Source organism: Pseudomonas sp. MH10, assembly GCF_034353045.1.
In the GTDB taxonomy this organism is placed as follows: Bacteria; Pseudomonadota; Gammaproteobacteria; order Pseudomonadales; family Pseudomonadaceae; genus Aquipseudomonas.
Genome location: NZ_CP133783.1, coordinates 3,172,761 through 3,187,126, shown reverse-complemented (window position 1 = coordinate 3,187,126; position 14,366 = coordinate 3,172,761). Strand labels below are relative to the sequence as shown.

Here is a 14,366-nt window from a genome sequence, read left to right as displayed (position 1 = left end):
TTACAACGCCAGCTTTTCTATAAGGGTGCTGCGCTCCCAGCCATGAGTGCTGTGGGCGCTGTAGCTGTTAAAGAAATGTGTGCCTTGTTCTTGAAGCAGCCACTCATGGTCGTTCCGATAGCGGCGCATATGTTGGAAGTTGCGCAAGCACATGCTCTTGCGCAACGGACCGCGCAGGGTGCGCATGTCGGCAATGTCGATCAGCCCCAGTTCGTTGTCGGGTGTCATCACGACATTGCCCAGATGCAACGAGCGAAAATAAATCCCCAGATTGTGCAGGTTTGCAACGAAGCGTCCAAATGCCTGGAGCAAAACAGGATCGCTGAAGTTTGTGGGATCAGCGATGACTTGCCGTAACGTCAAGCCTGGCAACGGTTCGTAATGCACCACATCACGGGAAATAGTGGCGACCCGGTAGGTGGCCAGGATGTCCGGGCAGCGCACGCCGCGCTTCTTTAACTCCACTGCGTTATCGGAAAAACGTTGGGCATAAGGAAAGAATGCTGCCGACGAAATCAGCCGTTTGCGCCGAAACAATTTCATGAAGTTGCCGTCCTCGAGGCGCAGCACCTTGTCTCCGAAGAAATCGGCCTCGATCACCTCCGCATCTTTGCGTAAGGCTTGGTAGTCAGCGTAAGCGAGTGCGAGCATGCGGGCTCCTTCAAAAATGGCCGCCATCATACCCCAGCCGGCGGCCTAGGGTTTAATGGCTCCGGGCTGTGATAGTATTCCGGCTCTCTTTTCTGTACCGATGACTATGAGCAAGCCAGAACAAAGCTCCAGTATGAAAATCTATTTCCGACTGCTGACCTATGTCATGCCTTATATCGGCATCTTTTTCCTCAGCATCATCGGTTTCGTGATATTCGCATCAACCCAGCCAATGCTGGCGGGCATCCTCAAATACTTCGTCGATGGACTGAGTAACCCGGAAGCCGCACTGTTTCCCAATGTTCCCTACCTGCGTGACTTACAGCTGTTGCAAGCGGTGCCGTTGCTGATCGTGTTGATCGCAGCCTGGCAGGGCTTGGGCTCGTACCTGGGTAACTATTTTCTGGCCAAGGTCTCGCTGGGTCTGGTGCATGACTTGCGCGTCGAGTTGTTCAATAAGCTGTTAGTTTTGCCCAATCGCTATTTTGATACGCATAACTCGGGTCATCTGATTTCACGCATTACTTTCAACGTCACCATGGTCACTGGCGCTGCGACCGACGCGATTAAAACCGTGATTCGTGAAGGCTTGACGGTGGTGTTCCTGTTCATCTATTTGCTGTGGATGAACTGGCACCTGACCTTGGTCATGCTGGCGATTTTGCCGGTGATTGGATTGATGGTTGGCAGCGCCAGCAAGAAATTTCGCCGGCAAAGCAAAAAGATCCAAGTTGCAATGGGCGATGTTACCCACGTTGCTTCGGAAACCATCCAGGGTTACCGCGTCGTGCGCAGCTTCGGCGGCGAAAGTTATGAAGAAGAGCGTTTTCGGGAGGCCAGCCAAGGCAACACCGATAAGCAACTGAGAATGAACAAAACCAGCGCGATCTATACGCCGATGCTGCAATTGGTCATCTATTCCGCCATGGCGGCGCTGATGTTTCTGGTGTTGTTGCTGCGTGGCGATGCGACCCCCGGCGATCTGGTGGCTTACATTACAGCGGCGGGCTTGTTGCCCAAGCCGATTCGCCAGTTGTCAGAAGTCAGTTCGACTATCCAGAAGGGCTTGTCCGGCGCAGAAAGTATTTTCGAGCAGTTGGACGTTGAGCCAGAAGTGGACCTCGGCACTGTCGAGCGTGATCGCGTGACCGGCCACCTTGAAGTGCGTAACTTGAGCTTCACCTATCCCGGTACAGAGCGGCAGGTGTTGAACAACATCAGTTTCACTGCAGCGCCGGGGCAGATGGTTGCACTGGTTGGCCGTTCGGGCAGCGGCAAGTCGACGTTGGCAAGCCTGATTCCACGTTTCTACCACCATGGTGGCGGCGGAATTTTTCTGGACGGTGTAGAAATCGAAGAGTATCGCTTGCGTAATCTGCGTCGGCACATTGCCCAAGTCACTCAACACGTCACGCTGTTCAACGACAGCATTGCCAATAACATCGCTTACGGTGATCTGGCAGGTGCGCCTCGCGCCGACATTGAAGCCGCCGCAGCCGATGCTTATGCGTTGGAATTTGTCGAGCAACTGCCGGAAGGTTTCGACACTCAGGTGGGTGAGAACGGTGTGTTGCTGTCCGGTGGGCAGCGTCAGCGCTTGGCGATCGCCCGGGCCTTGCTCAAAAATGCACCGCTGCTGATTCTGGATGAAGCGACCTCTGCACTCGATACCGAATCGGAGCGTCATATCCAGGCGGCATTGGATCAGGTCATGAAAGGCCGGACCACGCTCGTCATAGCCCACCGCTTGTCGACCATCGAGAAGGCCGATCTGATTCTGGTCATGGATCAGGGCAGCATCGTCGAGCGTGGCACTCACGCGCAGCTATTGGCTCAGAACGGCTATTACGCTCGTCTGAATGCTCTGGGGCTTGATGAACCGGTGGTTGCGGGTATCGCGTAGCATTCAAACGGTTCTATTTGTCTGTAGGCGCCAACGTGTTGGCTAAAGGACTCACGATTTGGTTGTCAGGTGTGCAGCCTCGCCAACACGTTGGCGCCTACAGATATATTGTCTTACACCTTAAGTCTCCTGAATCCTCGGCTGTTCAGCCACCTAGAGTTCCCTCTCCAACCCTGTGCTAAGATTCCGCTCTTGTTCATTCTAGTAACGGGTTGTTTGATGAAGTTGTCCATGCCGCGTTTTGATCAGGCGCCTGTCTTGGTGGTTGGCGATGTCATGCTCGACCGTTATTGGCATGGCGGTACCTCAAGAATTTCACCTGAGGCGCCCGTGCCAGTGGTCAAAGTCGAGCAAATCGAGGACCGCCCGGGCGGTGCCGCCAACGTTGCCCTGAACATCGCCGCCTTGGGCGCGCCAGCTTCTTTGGTTGGCGTGACCGGGGAAGATGAGGCTGCCGACAGCTTGGTCAACAGCCTGAAAGGCGCAGGCGTGAATGCGCGCTTCCAACGCATCGCCCATCAGCCGACCATCGTCAAGTTGCGGGTCATGAGCCGTCACCAGCAACTGCTGCGGATCGACTTTGAAGAATCGTTCGCCACTGACTCGCTGGCGCTGAGTGCCGATGTCGAAGACATGCTCGACGGCATCAAAGTCATGGTGCTGTCCGACTACGGCAAAGGTGCGTTGCAAAACCACCAAGTGCTGATTCAGGCCGCACGGGCGCGTGGCATTCCGGTGTTGGCTGACCCAAAAGGCAAAGACTTCTCTATTTATCGCGGTGCCAGCGTACTCACGCCGAACCTCAGTGAGTTTGAAGCCATCGTGGGTCATTGCGCTGACGAGGCTGAATTGGTCGCCAAAGGCGCGCAGTTGATGAGCGAGTTGGACTTGGGCGCACTGTTGGTTACCCGTGGCGAGCACGGCATGACCCTGCTACGTCCCGACCAGCCTGCGTTGCACCTACCAGCCCGTGCCCGTGAAGTATTCGATGTCACCGGTGCCGGCGATACGGTCATTTCGACCCTGGCGGCTGCCATCGCCGCAGGTGAAGATCTGCCTCACGCCGTCGCGCTGGCTAATTTGGCAGCAGGGATCGTGGTCGGCAAGCTCGGTACAGCGGCCATCAGTGCACCGGAACTGCGTCGTGCCATTCAGCGTGAAGAAGGGTCGGAGCGTGGCGTTCTCAGCCTCGAACAACTGCTGCTTGCGATTGATGATGCGCGCGCGCACAAAGAGTCGATTGTGTTCACCAACGGCTGCTTCGACATCCTCCATGCCGGGCATGTAACCTATCTCGAGCAAGCACGCGCTCAGGGTGATCGGTTGATCGTAGCAGTCAACGATGACGCGTCTGTCAGCCGCCTGAAAGGGCCGGGCCGACCAATCAACAGTGTCGATCGGCGCATGGCCGTGCTGGCAGGCTTGGGCGCGGTGGATTGGGTGATCAGCTTCCCTGAAGGCACACCGGAACATCTGCTGTCCCAGGTCAAGCCAGATGTGTTGGTTAAAGGCGGCGATTACGGCATTGATCAGGTCGTCGGTGCCGAGATCGTTCAGGCGTACGGCGGTACGGTCAAAGTGCTGGGGCTGGTTGCCAACAGCTCAACCACGGCAATCGTCGAGAAAATCCGCAATCAGTGATGTGAAGGCTCCTAGTGGTCTGGTGTGGTTTGACTGAGGCTCTGTGGGACCGAATTTATTCGGGAGTGGATTTTCAATCCGACCTCGTACGTGTCTGACACGACGCCTTCCCGGATGAATTCGGTCCCACCGATTCTGGCGACACAGAACTTTCTGTAGGAGCTGCCGAAGGCTGCGATCAGATTTTCAGTGCCTACTATTCCGTGTCTGCCAAAAGTCTCTGTGGGAGCTGGCTTGCAACGAAAGCGTTAATGCAGGCGACCCAGGTTTTAGGTCGACATTAGCGGCGCGACTACCGGCCTCTTCGCAGGCAGGCCTCCCCACAGGATTTGTGGCTGCTTGCTATCAACCGTGTCAATGAAACCCCCGAGTCGTACCGGCTTCGCAGCCCTCGCCAGGTCCTACAGTTGTCCGTGTTTGCTGCGACAACGCGTTGACGGACCACCTCAGGGCATGAATGAATTCTGTCCCACAAGGGGGGGCACACAGAGGCGCGCAAATTACAGATGCCCGCGGGCGAGCTGCATCAATTTACCGGTCAAGCGTTTGAGCCCGGTCTTTTTCGGCGGCGGGGTCATGCCTTGCTGTCGTAGCCAGTCCTTCCAGCGAATCCGCTCTTCCCGTACGACCCAGCCCTCTTGTGCTGCAAAGCTTTCCGCCAGGTACAGACCACGAGTTCCCGCCGGTTGCAGTTTGTCGCGCTTGAGGGTGTACAGCTCTGCTTTGGGCACGCCGTCTTCCAGCGGCATCAAATACAAGTCCGGTTTGCTGCGGTTCAAGCGCGCTACCAGTTCATCGTTTTCCAGGCTTTCATCGACATGGAATAGGCTGAGCGGGCGAGCGTCTTTCGGCACTTCCAGGCGCATGTCATAGATCAGCTGCAGCGATGAAGTGGGCAAATGCACGTAGGCGCGCGGGCGTTCCATCAACATCATGTTGCCGCAGCGCACCGGTCTTGCCGCCCCAGACAACGGACTCAACCGAAAGGGCAGGGCCTCACGGTAGTGCAGCGCCGACGCGTAGGGCGCTGGCAGCCACGTGTCGCCGAAGCGTCCGCTTAGCCAGCCTTGTGGCGTTTCGATCAGGCATTCTTCGGCAACTTCCTGAATAGCCGTGTGCAGCGGTAGATTAAGCTCGTGGGCGGGCACATAACCAGAGATCAGTTTTAACACCACATCACCACGGTCTTGCCGACGCTGGCGGACCAGTACCCAGTAATCACGGTTTTGCCAGTTCAGGGTCAGCCGCACTGAGACCCCGAGATTGGCCAACTCAACCGAAAATCGTTCGGCATCGGGTACGTCGATCTTGCGACGACGTTGCAGTGTTTGGGAAAAATTCAACGGCATGCCGACGCTCTGGTAACTCAAACCTTCAGGCGTGGCATCGACAATCAATGGCAGGGTTTTAAAGTTGCTGGGGTTTTTCCGAATCAACGTTCGCGGCATTGCGGCTCCTTCGTTCGTTGGGGTCAGCCGTCGCCAGATTCAGGTTTGGCCAAGAATCACGGCGGCAGCAATTGCCACGTTATGGGCCAGGTGCAGCGGATTAATCGTTCCGACAATAGCACTGGCAACACCAGGATGCGCAAACAGCAGTTGGAAGCTGGCGTGAATCGGGTCAATTCCAGGGCTTAGACAGACATGCCCGCTGGCCAGCGCTTTCTTCACCAGAACGGCTTTTCCATGGCTGGCGGCGTAGTCCAGAACCGGCCTTTCAGTTTGCTCGTTGAGATTGTAGGTGACCATGGCGCAATCGCCTTCGCGCAACGCGAGTAAGCCGCCTTCAACGGTTTTGCCGGAGAACCCATAACCGCGGATTTTGCCCTGTTGTTTCAATTCGGCCAGTGCTTCATAAACCCCGGATTCATTGAGTACGGCCAGATCGTTGCCGTCAGAATGCACGAGCACTAAATCGATGAAGTCGGTTTCAAGGCGTTTAAGGCTGCGCTCAACTGACAGGCGGGTGTGGGCGGCGCTGAAATCATGGCGTGACTGACCACCTTCGAATTCTTCCCCGACTTTGCTGACGATGACCCACTCATGACGCTGCCCACGCAACAACGGACCGAGCCGTTCTTCGCTGGTGCCATAGGCCGGGGCCGTATCAATCAGGTTTACCCCTAAGTCTCGCGCCAGTTTAAGCAGCATTTCTGCTTCACGGTCGTCCGGAATTTTGAAGCCGTTGGGGTATTTCACCCCTTGATCGCGGCCCAACTTGACGGTACCCAGACCCAGCGGAGAAACGCTCAACCCCGTGCTGCCCAGTGGGCGATGCAATTCGTGCAAGGTCTTCTTCATGGCAGCAGCCGATCCCACTCTGGTATCGCCATCGGCGGTTTTGGCAGGCCGACCAGAGGCGGCTGCGGTGTTGGATGAACCCCGTCCCGTGCCAATGCCGCCAGTACTCTATCGGCAAAATCCGGGGCCAGCGCAAGTTTGGTGGGCCAACCCACCAGCAGGCTTTTCTGCACAGACAAGTACGCGTTGTCTGGTCGGACCAGGCCTGACTGCGCGGGCTCTGCGCGATCAATACGCAAGGTCGCCCACTGTGCCTGGCTCAAATCGACCCACGGCAGCAAATTACCAAGTTCTTTTTTCGCTGCCGCAATTTGTGCCGCAGGATCGCGGGCTACACCGTCAGCTTCCGACAAGTCGCCGCCGAGGTACCAGACCCACTGGCCGTCAGCTGCTGGATGAGTGGTGACCGTGACCCGAGGTTTTGGTCCGGCGCCGAGGCAGTGGGCGTAAAGCGGTTTCAGCGTCGGACCTTTGACCATTACCATGTGCAGCGGGCGACGTTGCATGATTGGGAAGGTAACGCCCATCGACTTGAGCAACTCGGCATTACCTGCGCCTGCGCTCAAGACCACTCGCTGAGCATGAATCTCACGGCCATCGACCCGCAGACCGGTCAACTCTTGCCCGGCATACAGCGGTTCGATTTTTTCGCCTGCCAGCAAACTCTCGCCCGACAACTCGGCGAGGCGCTCAATCAAGCTGGGCACGTCGATCACAAGCTCAGCCAGCCGATAGACCTTGCCTTTAAATGCGGGATTTTGCAGCGCGGGCGGCAAGTCAGTGCCGGTGACTTGATCAACGCGACCCCGCACGGCTTTGCTGGCGAAGAAGCTGGTGAGGTTGCCCGCGATGGTGCCCGGCGACCACAAGTAATGGGCATCGGACAGCAGGCGCACGCTGGACAGATCAAGCTCGCCTTTTCCCGACAAGGCTTCACGCCAGCGGCGAGGCATGTCAGCGATGGCTTCCGATGCGCCACTCAGGGCGCCATGCAGCGCGTATTTGGCACCGCCGTGGATAATCCCTTGGGATTTTGTGCTTTGCCCGCCGCCGAGGCTGGCGTTTTCCACCAAAACAGTCGAGAACCCCTGACGGCGCAAACGCGCATTGAGCCAAAGACCGGCAACGCCGGCGCCGACAATCAGTACGTCAGTGGTCAGGATGGAGGGAGTGGGCACAGATGGCATGAGCGACCTCAGTGGCTAGACGAATCTGGCCATTATAGAGGATCGCGTTTTCAATGCCCGGCGGTTTTTGAGAACAGCTGAATCACCACCACACCGGCCACAATCAGGCCCATGCCGAACATCGCCGGCACATCGAGTTTTTGCCCGTAAACGAACAGCGCCGCGATGCTCACCATGACAATTCCCATGCCGGCCCAGACCGCGTAAGCAACACCCACCGGGATGCTGCGAACCACTAGCGTCAACATCCAGAACGCGATGCCATAACCCACGATGACCAATAGCAGCGGCACAGGCGTGCTGAACCCTTTGACCGCTTTCATGGAAACGGTGGCTATGACTTCGGCGCAGATGGCGATGGCCAGATAGTAGTAGGCGGTCATGGTGTTACTCCTTTTCATAAGCTGCGCATTCTAGCGGTTCAACAGATGGGGTAAAGTCATTACCCATCTCATTAATCGATAGGTTGGCCGGCTGTGCAATGGAACCTTGAGCAAATGCGTCTGTTCGTCAGCGTCGCCGAGCAGCGTTCGTTTTCGGCCGTAGCCCGTGACATGAAGCGCGCTCAGTCAGCGGTAAGTAGCGCCATCGCGCTGCTGGAAGCCGATTTGGGGGTGGTTCTATTTGAACGCAGCAGCGGTCGGCAGCCTCGGTTGACCGAAGCGGGTGGTGCGCTATTGGAAGAGGCGCGGGAATTGTTGCGCCAATGCGAGCGCCTCGATGGCCGGGCGCTGGCATTGATGCGCGGTCAAGAGGCGCGCTTGCGCTTGGCCCATGACGAAGCCATGCCTTATCAGCCGGTGCTGGACAGTCTCGAAGCCTTGGCCGAACGATTTCCGACGCTGGAAATGCAACTGGCCAGCGGCGCTCAGGGCGATGTGGCGCGCAAGCTGGTTGAGCGTCGAGCGGATTTGGGTTTGCTGTTTCACCACGAACAGATGCCCCAAGCCCTGGAGCGCCGGGTCTTGGGCAGCGTCGAGATGGTCACGGTGTGTGCGGTGGGGCATCCGTTGGCGGGCGAGCCTCGGGTGAGTCGCCAGCTATTAGGTCGCCACCGTCAGCTATTGATCGCGCCCCAGCAAAGCGGCTACCCCGGCGGCGAACAGATCAGCGCGCAGGTCTGGCGCGCTGACAGTTTCTACGTGATGGCCGAGCTGCTCATGCGCGGCCTCGGTTGGGCCTGGCTGCCGCGACATGTGGTGCAGTATCCGGCCTATCAAAACCTGATGGTTGAGCTAATCAGCGACTGGACGCCGCCCGCCTTGGTGGTGGAAATGGTCTGGCGCCGGGATGAACCGCTGGGCCCGGCCGCGAGGTGGCTGGCCGATAGCTTTGCCCAGCATCTGCAAGCGATTGGCTGATAAACTCCGCCGCCATGAATAGACTCCTTTATAGCGTGTTGTTTCACGTCGGTTTGCCGCTGCTGGCCCTGCGTCTCTGGCTGCGGGCGCGAAAAGCGCCGGCTTATGCACAGCGGATCGGCGAACGTTTCTCGTTTGGCCTGCCAGCTATGCAACGCGGCGGAATTTGGGTGCACGCCGTTTCCGTCGGCGAGAGCATCGCTGCAGCGCCGATGATCCAAAGCCTGTTAGCGCGCTATCCGCAGTTGCCAATCACCGTGACCTGCATGACGCCCACTGGCTCGGAGCGGATCAAAGCCTTGTTCGCGGGCGAATCCCGGATTCAACATTGTTATTTACCCTACGATTTGCCGTGGGCTGCGGGGCGCTTTTTGAATCATGTCCAGCCTTCGCTGGGGGTGATCATGGAAACTGAGCTGTGGCCTAACCATATTCACCAGTGTGCCAAGCGCGCAATCCCGGTGGTGCTGGCTAATGCCCGGTTGTCCGAGCGTTCAGCGCGTGGCTACGGGCGTTTCGCCAAGTTGACGCGGCCGATGCTGGCTGAGATGAGTGGTCTCGCGGTGCAGACTGAAATAGAAGCGCAGCGCTTTCGTGATCTAGGCGCACGACCGGAGTGTGTTGAAGTCACCGGGTCGATCAAGTTCGACTTGAGCATCGACCCGCAGCTGTTGATCCGGGCGGCAGATTTGCGTGAGCAGTGGCAGTCCGTTCAGCGTCCGACGTGGATCGCGGCCAGCACCCATGCGGGCGAAGACGAAACCGTGTTGGCGGCCCATCGGCAACTGCTGATCAGCCATCCCGACGCGTTATTGATTCTGGTGCCGCGCCACCTTGAGCGCTTCAACAGCGTTTACGATTTGTGTCAGCAGCAAGGGTTCGAAACGGTTCGTCGCTCGACCGCGCAGCCCGTCACCTCCACCACCTCGGTGCTGCTGGGCGACACCATGGGCGAGTTGCTGTTTCTTTACGCAATCGCTGATTGTGCGTTTGTCGGCGGCAGCCTGGTGGCCAATGGCGGGCATAACCTGCTGGAACCGGCAGCATTGGCCAAACCGGTGCTAAGCGGTCCCCACCTGTTCAACTTTCTGGAAATCGCCGCACTGCTTCGCGCTGCCGGGGCGTTGCAAGAAGTGAGCGATGCGAAAGGGCTGGCAGTAGCAGTGCAACAGCTATTCGACCAACCCACGAAAGCCCAGCAAATGGCCGATGCCGGATTGAAGGTAATGCATGCCAACCAAGGCGCGTTGCAGCGTTTGTTGGACATGCTGGCGCGGGTGGCTGGGTTGTAAGCTCATGCCAATATCTGTAGAGCCAACTTGTTGGCGAGAGGACGGAGGCAGTTCGTCAGGTAAAACGCCTCGCCAACCAGTTGGCTCAGATTGAGTTCCTGTGTCGGACCTATACCGGGAAGGCGCTGTGTCCGACGTTGATGATGTTGTAGGCAGCAATCACTTCTCTGACGGCTTTTGGAAGTTCTTCGCCGACTCTTTAGCCAAGTCCGGCGGCAGGAAGTCTTTATCCGGGTTGTAATCAGCTTTCAAATACCGGGACAAGTCCTGCAAGTCCCCCGGATTCAATGTCCCGGCTGCTTGCTTCAAACGCAGGTTGTCGAGGATGTAGTCATAGCGCGTGTTGTTGTAATCGCGCACTGAGCTGTAGAGCTGACGTTGGGCGTCGAGCACGTCGACAATGTTACGGGTGCCCACCTGATAGCCAATCTCAGTCGCTTCCAGTGCGCTCTGGTTAGAGATGATCGACTGCTTGCGCGCCTGGACCTGCTCAACATCGGTGTTTACCGCGCGGTGCAGGTTACGGGTGTTTTCCACCACTTGGCGACGCAGGCTTTCACGCTGCTGTTCGCTCTGGTTCAGCCGTGCATAAGCTTCGCGCACTTGAGAGCTGGTCAGGCCACCGCTGTAAATCGGAACATTCAACTCGATGGCAATACTGCGTTGCTCAACGTCGCCGCCATAGTTTTGGCCGGTGAAGTTCGGGTTGCTGAAACCGAACGCATCGTTATCGCCACGCTTGTAGCTGGCAACGGCATCCACGGTCGGTGCGTGACCGGCCTTGCGTTGGCTCAAGGTTTTTTCTGCCGCCGTCACGGCGTAGTTACTGGCGAGCAAGTTCAAGTTTTGTTGTGATGCCGTGTCCACCCATGCCTTGGCGTCATTGGGGGTTGGTGGCAGCACCGGTAAGGTGTGAACAATGCCTTCGATGGAGTTGTATTCGCGATTGGTCAAGGTCGCCAACGCCTGGAACGCATCGTCCACCTGGCGCTTGGCAACAATGCGATTAGCCCGTGCCGTGTCGTAGCTGGCTTGCGCCTGCAGCACGTCGGTCTTGTCTGACAGACCCACATCGAAACGTTCGTTGGACTGGTCAAGCTGACGTTTGAATGCAGCTTCTTCGGCCTTGGTCGAGGCCAAATTGTCTTCGGTGCGCAAAACCGTGAAGTAGTCTTGAGCGCTTTGCAAAATCAGATTTTGCTCAGTAGCGGAAAGCTGCAGGATCGCCTCTTCGTTGACGTCTTTCGCGGCTTGAAACTGGTACCAGCGGTCTGCACGGAAAATGGGTTGGCTCAACGTGGCCTGATACACCGTGCCACTGCGAGTGAAGTTCGCCGAGGGCTGATCGATCTGGGTGCGAGTGGTTTGCACGTCAGCGCCGGCAGACAGGTTGGGCAGTAATCCGGCGCGAGCCTGGGGCACCACTTCTTTTTGCGCTTGGTAGTTAGCGCGTGAGGCCGCCAGGTCTGAGTTGTTATCCACAGCCTCTTGGTAGACGTTGACCAAACCCGTCTTGGTCGGCAAAGGCACGTCAGCAGCCCAGACCATTCCATTGGAAGCACAAGACACGGCAAGAGCCAGTGAAAGTTTGCGCAGCATGAGGCGTTCCCTAAAGAGAGTAATAAATCGCGTAGCGAGTGTAGTGCCCGGCTTAGTTCGCAACAATCCTGCATATCGGCCATTTATCGAGTGATATTCAACGTTATTGGCGTTATGCCCATCTCTTGCACTAGACTGGCGTCGTTCTTGTCGGGGTGCCTTGCTATGAGGCTGAGATCGGTTAATCCGGATCCCGTTGAACCTGATCAGGTTAGCGCCTGCGTAGGGAACAAGATTTCTCGTCTCCCGGCGAGTCCTCTTGAGTGTCGTCCGGGGTCGATTGTTCATAAAGTGAACAGTAGCGCTTCCTTTCTATGCTCAGCACCGTTCTTGGTGCACCCGTCCGTTTCAGGTTTGCTCCGACAATAAATCCGCCGCTGGATGACGTCTGGAGTGCCCGTGATGAGTTCAAAATTAAAAAACACCGCTAACTTGAGTGAATCGGCCCAAGTCGATTCAGGATCAGTTCAGCCGTTTACCCGTTCGCAAAAAATCTACGTTCAAGGCTCGCGCCCAGACATTCTGGTGCCAATGCGCGAAGTCAGCCTGGACGTCACACCGACCGATTTCGGCGGCGAGATCAATGCTCCCGTGGTTATTTATGACACCTCAGGCCCATACACCGACCCGAACGTGATCATTGATGTGCGCAAAGGCTTGGCTGACATCCGTTCGCCGTGGATCGATTCGCGCAACGACACCGAACGCCTGTCGGGGTTGAGTTCCAACTTCGGCCAGCAGCGTCTCAGCGATGTCGAACTGACCAAGCTGCGCTTTGCCCATGTGCGCAATCCGCGTCGGGCCAAAGCAGGTGCTAACGTCAGCCAGATGCACTATGCGCGTCAGGGCATCATCACCGCCGAGATGGAATACGTCGCCATCCGCGAAAACATGAAGCTGCAAGAAGCCCACGCGGCCGGCCTGCTGACTCAGCAACATGCCGGTCACAGCTTCGGCGCCAGCGTGCCAAAACACATCACCGCTGAATTCGTCCGTGACGAAATCGCCCGTGGTCGCGCCATCATTCCGGCCAACATCAACCACGTTGAGTTGGAGCCGATGATCATCGGCCGTAACTTCCTGGTGAAAATTAACGGCAACATCGGCAACAGCGCACTGGGCTCTTCCATCGAAGAAGAAGTGGCCAAGCTGACCTGGGGCATCCGCTGGGGTTCGGACACGGTCATGGACTTGTCCACCGGCAAGCACATTCACGAAACCCGTGAGTGGATCATCCGCAACTCACCGGTGCCAATCGGCACCGTGCCGATTTATCAGGCGCTGGAAAAAGTCGACGGGGCGGCCGAAGACCTGACCTGGGAGTTGTTCCGCGACACGCTGATTGAACAAGCCGAGCAGGGCGTGGATTACTTCACCATCCACGCTGGCGTGTTGTTGCGTTATGTACCGCTGACCGCCAAGCGCGTCACCGGGATCGTTAGCCGTGGTGGTTCGATCATGGCCAAGTGGTGCCTGGCGCATCACCAGGAAAACTTCCTGTACACGCATTTCGAAGACATCTGCGAAATCATGAAGGCCTACGACGTCAGCTTCTCGCTGGGCGATGGCCTGCGTCCGGGTTCCATTGCCGACGCTAACGATGCGGCGCAATTTGGCGAGCTGGAAACCCTCGGCGAACTGACCAAAATCGCTTGGAAGCACGACGTACAAACCATGATCGAAGGCCCAGGCCACGTGCCGATGCAGTTGATCAAAGAGAACATGGACAAACAGTTGGAATGCTGTGACGAGGCGCCGTTCTACACCCTCGGTCCGCTGACCACCGACATTGCTCCGGGTTACGACCACATTACGTCAGGTATCGGCGCGGCCATGATTGGCTGGTTCGGTTGCGCGATGCTTTGCTACGTCACGCCGAAGGAACACTTGGGTCTGCCGAATAAGGATGACGTCAAGACCGGGATCATCACCTACAAGATCGCGGCCCATGCGGCGGACTTGGCAAAAGGGCATCCTGGCGCGCAAATCCGCGACAACGCCTTGAGCAAGGCCCGGTTTGAATTCCGTTGGGAAGACCAGTTCAACCTAGGCCTCGATCCCGACACAGCACGCTCGTATCACGATGAAACCCTGCCAAAGGACTCGGCAAAAGTCGCGCACTTCTGCTCCATGTGCGGGCCGAAATTCTGCTCGATGAAGATCACCCAGGAAGTGCGCATCTACGCGGCTAACCAGAAAATCGACACCGTGGACGCTGCCGTGCAGGAAGGTTTGCGTGAGCAGGCCGAGCGCTTCAAGCAGGAAGGTAGTCAGTTGTATAAGAAGGTTTGATTTGAACCGATGAAAAATCCCCTGTAGCAGCCAACTTGTTGGCGAGGGTGACTGCGCGGTTTTTCAAATTGACCGCGTCGTTTGCTTCGCCAGCAAGTTGGCTCCTACAGGTTTTGGATAAACCGCTCCTCCGAGATCAC

At 57.3% G+C, this 14,366-nt stretch carries 11 protein-coding genes and 1 riboswitch; of the genes, 5 read left to right on the top strand and 6 right to left on the bottom strand.

Going from position 1 to position 14,366, the window contains the following annotated elements:
• Positions 1–651, bottom strand: a complete 651-nt coding sequence (locus tag RHM59_RS14215) for a toluene tolerance protein (RefSeq protein WP_322167337.1) — start codon at positions 649–651, stop codon at positions 1–3.
• A gap of 106 nt (positions 652–757) precedes the next feature.
• Here RHM59_RS14215 and msbA point away from each other — a divergent pair, with 106 nt between their 5' ends.
• The gene (gene msbA, locus RHM59_RS14210) at positions 758–2,554 is read left to right on the top strand and encodes a lipid A export permease/ATP-binding protein MsbA (protein ID WP_322167338.1); all 1,797 of its coding nucleotides are present in this window, start codon (positions 758–760) and stop codon (positions 2,552–2,554) included.
• Positions 2,555–2,773: 219 nt separating this feature from the next.
• Positions 2,774–4,195: a bifunctional D-glycero-beta-D-manno-heptose-7-phosphate kinase/D-glycero-beta-D-manno-heptose 1-phosphate adenylyltransferase HldE gene (gene hldE, locus RHM59_RS14205; RefSeq protein WP_322224447.1), complete on the top strand. Its 1,422-nt coding sequence runs from the start codon at positions 2,774–2,776 to the stop codon at positions 4,193–4,195.
• 500 nt (positions 4,196–4,695) lie between these two features.
• Here hldE and RHM59_RS14200 read toward each other — a convergent pair whose 3' ends face one another.
• Genes RHM59_RS14200 through RHM59_RS14185 form a run of 4 tightly spaced genes read right to left on the bottom strand, consistent with a single transcriptional unit; the run spans position 4,696 to position 8,065 of the window.
• A complete protein-coding gene (locus RHM59_RS14200) occupies positions 4,696–5,643 on the bottom strand; it encodes a metal ABC transporter ATPase (RefSeq protein WP_322167340.1) in 948 nt (315 codons plus the stop codon).
• 39 nt (positions 5,644–5,682) lie between these two features.
• A complete protein-coding gene (locus RHM59_RS14195) occupies positions 5,683–6,495 on the bottom strand; it encodes an aldo/keto reductase (protein WP_322224445.1) in 813 nt (270 codons plus the stop codon).
• Positions 6,492–7,682: an NAD(P)/FAD-dependent oxidoreductase gene (locus tag RHM59_RS14190; RefSeq protein WP_322224443.1), complete on the bottom strand. Its 1,191-nt coding sequence runs from the start codon at positions 7,680–7,682 to the stop codon at positions 6,492–6,494. Before RHM59_RS14190 ends, RHM59_RS14195 begins: the two co-directional genes overlap by 4 nt.
• Positions 7,683–7,732: 50 nt before the next feature.
• Positions 7,733–8,065 carry a multidrug efflux SMR transporter gene (locus tag RHM59_RS14185; protein ID WP_322184245.1) on the bottom strand — a complete coding sequence of 111 codons (333 nt, stop codon included), beginning with the start codon at positions 8,063–8,065 and terminating at the stop codon, positions 7,733–7,735.
• Positions 8,066–8,158: 93 nt separating this feature from the next.
• On the opposite strand from RHM59_RS14185, the gene RHM59_RS14180 reads away from it, so the two are divergent.
• Entirely contained in the window at positions 8,159–9,043 is an 885-nt protein-coding gene (locus RHM59_RS14180; protein WP_322167344.1) for a LysR family transcriptional regulator, read from the top strand.
• Between the two features lie 14 nt (positions 9,044–9,057).
• Positions 9,058–10,335: a lipid IV(A) 3-deoxy-D-manno-octulosonic acid transferase gene (waaA, locus tag RHM59_RS14175; RefSeq protein ID WP_322224441.1), complete on the top strand. Its 1,278-nt coding sequence runs from the start codon at positions 9,058–9,060 to the stop codon at positions 10,333–10,335.
• Positions 10,336–10,494: 159 nt separating this feature from the next.
• On the opposite strand, the gene RHM59_RS14170 is transcribed toward waaA, so the two are convergent.
• A complete protein-coding gene (locus RHM59_RS14170) occupies positions 10,495–11,934 on the bottom strand; it encodes a TolC family outer membrane protein (protein WP_322167346.1) in 1,440 nt (479 codons plus the stop codon).
• A 141-nt stretch (positions 11,935–12,075) separates the two neighbouring features.
• Positions 12,076–12,180: riboswitch (TPP riboswitch) on the top strand.
• Between the two features lie 156 nt (positions 12,181–12,336).
• On the opposite strand from RHM59_RS14170, the gene thiC reads away from it, so the two are divergent.
• Positions 12,337–14,226, top strand: a complete 1,890-nt coding sequence (thiC, locus tag RHM59_RS14165) for a phosphomethylpyrimidine synthase ThiC (protein ID WP_322224439.1) — start codon at positions 12,337–12,339, stop codon at positions 14,224–14,226.
• Positions 14,227–14,366 lie beyond the last annotated feature (140 nt).